Origin of the sequence: Candidatus Pelagibacter sp. HIMB1623 (assembly GCF_052047695.1) — a bacterium.
Lineage (GTDB): Bacteria > Pseudomonadota > Alphaproteobacteria > Pelagibacterales > Pelagibacteraceae > Pelagibacter.
The window spans coordinates 1-2012 of sequence record NZ_JBNAJN010000008.1 but is presented as its reverse complement, the minus strand read 5'-3'; the positions used below and the strand labels follow the sequence as shown (position 1 = coordinate 2012).

Annotated in this window: 2 protein-coding genes; one reads left to right on the top strand and one right to left on the bottom strand. The window is 38.8% G+C overall.

Translation table 11 applies throughout. The features are described from left to right. Nucleotides 1-80 precede the first annotated feature (80 nt). The gene (locus ACTTBN_RS03115) at nucleotides 81-227 is read right to left on the bottom strand and encodes a hypothetical protein (protein ID WP_440680931.1); all 147 of its coding nucleotides are present in this window, start codon (nucleotides 225-227) and stop codon (nucleotides 81-83) included. 121 nt (nucleotides 228-348) lie between these two features. Between ACTTBN_RS03115 and ACTTBN_RS03110 the strand changes: the two genes are divergently transcribed. Continuing rightward, nucleotides 349-2012 (top strand): beta strand repeat-containing protein (locus ACTTBN_RS03110; protein ID WP_440680929.1); only part of this gene is annotated, 1664 nt, incomplete at its 3' end.

Sequence of the window (2012 nt, the reverse complement as noted above, 5' to 3'; positions counted from 1 at the left end):
TGCGAAAGTTATCTTTGCTGCAAATAACTCAGTAGATATTACTGGTACCATAGATGGGGCTTCAAGCGATGAGGAACTATTCAAGTAACTGGTGCTACTAAAACATTCAAGAGTGCTATTGGTTCAACAAGTGTTGGTACTTTAGATATTGATGCAACACCAGTATTTGAAAGTACGGTAGGGGCAACCACTATTGATATTGCAGGAAGTGTTACCGCAACGTTCAATGATGCAATTACTGCAACTACGATTGCCTTAAATGGTTCTAGTAACTTAACTATTTCTTATACAGGAGCAATTACTGTTGCAGGTAATATTACTGACACGAGTACAAGTAATGAAATTAACGTGTTATTTGCAACTGCAGATACTGCGCCATCACTGGTTACTTTCTCAGGTGCAGCGGTAGCAGCAGACACTATTAACATTGGTTCAACGACAAAAGCTGGTAAAGCAACTTTCACTGGTTCAACAGGAGTAACTGCAACTACTTTAACTATTGCAGGAGGAGACCATGCAAATGAAGATAGTACTGCAACCTTTAACGATGATTTAACTGCAACAATTGTTTTAGATGACAACACTGGAGATGCAAAAATTATCTTTGCAACAGCTAATAATGCAACAATCACTGGTACGATCAACGGAAGTACAACAACTGAGGGAACATTACAAATCACAGGTGCTACGAAAACCTTTGCCAGTGCAATTGGTGGAACTCAATTATTAACTTTAATTGATATCGACGGCACTAGTATCTTTAATGCAGCAGTAAGTGCAACTGATATTGATAACGATGGTACCGCAACCTTTAAGTTAAATGTTACAGCAGCAACGGCCAATGATGGTACATTAACGTTAACACCAAATGGTAACAATAATATTACTCATACCGGTGCAATTACTGGATCAGGTACATTAAATGCCATAGAGGCCGATGACGGTGCAGTGAACTCAGTTACTTTTAGTACCGATGTAACAGCTGGAACATTTAATGTTGGATCTACAACCAAATCAGGTGTGGTAATCTTAAATGGTGATACCACTGTTACTAATTTAAATATCTATGGTGGAGATGCAAATGCTGAAGATAGTACCGTAACTGTTAATGGAGATTTAGACACTACTACAACTACTTTAGATGATGGAACCAACAGTGCAGTAACTAAAATTATTTTTGCAGACAGTGATACTGTAACTATTTCAGGAGCAATCATTGCAGCAACTGCAAATGATGGAACTATTCAAGTAACTGGGGCTAATAAAACATTTAGTGGAACAATTGGTGGCACTAGAATAGGTACGTTAGATATTGATGAAACGTCAACGTATACCGGTGCAGTAACGGTTAATAATTTAGATATTGCAGCAAGTAAAACTGCAACCTTTAAAAATGATGTTACGTTAAATACGTCAGCAACAATTAACTCTAGTGCAACATTCTTAGTAGCCTCTGCAGGAACACCAGCAGCAATTACTGTTGCAGGATCTGTACTTGGTGCAAGCGATGGGGTTGGAACGGTACAAATTACTAATACTGGTGGTACGACCTTTAGTGGTACGGTAGGAAACACTGCTAATACTTTAGCGTTAATTAATATTGATCAAGACACAACATTTAGTGGAAGTGTTGAGGCAACAGATATTAACAATGCTGCAAGTACCACTGCAACGTTTAGCGACAATGTCACTGCAACAATCACTAACTCAGGTACTTTATTATTTGATGCAACCGATGCAAAATCAGTAACGGGTGCTATTAGCGAAGCCGCAGATGGTGATACGACAGAAATTAAAGTGATTAATAGTGCGAATTCAGAAGCGCCATCACTAGTAACCTTTACAGGTACAGTTGCCGCAGACACTTTAACTATTGGTACAACGACTTATGGTGGTGCTGCGTTATTTGAAGAAGCAGTCACTACTCCAACAATCAATGTTGTTGGAGGAGATCATGCAGATGAAGATAGCACTGTTACCTTTAATAAAGCAGTAACGGCTAGTTCAGGTAT